We start from the raw sequence: 276 nt of genomic DNA, 5'->3' as shown, positions 1-276 counted from the left end.
AAGCCATGTTGAGATATCCCTGTACCGCAATATGCGCCGGACAATTTGTCTTGCACGGTGCGGTTCCGGTATCATAACAGTTAATCTGATTCTCATCCCTGTAATTCTCATTCCATTTCTCAGGCCCCCATTTTACTGCATCCGGCAGTTCCTGCACAGGGTACGTCACCGGCCCGTTTTTGGTGCAAAGCTTCTGCCCCAGCTTTGCTGCGCCGGAAGGACAATATTCCACACACTGTCCGCACGCGACGCAGTTGTCAGTATTTACCTTCGCAA

General features: G+C 51.1%; 1 protein-coding gene. It reads right to left on the bottom strand.

Going from position 1 to position 276, the window contains the following annotated elements; genetic code table 11:
• Positions 1-276: 4Fe-4S binding protein (locus HJV72_RS18880; protein WP_208073394.1), on the bottom strand; the 276-nt coding region annotated here is incomplete at both ends.

The sequence above is a fragment of the Extibacter sp. GGCC_0201 genome (assembly GCF_017566055.1).
Classification (GTDB): domain Bacteria; phylum Bacillota; class Clostridia; order Lachnospirales; family Lachnospiraceae; genus Extibacter.
Note: the sequence above shows the minus strand (reverse complement) of the source record. Positions and strands in the feature narration are given on the sequence as shown.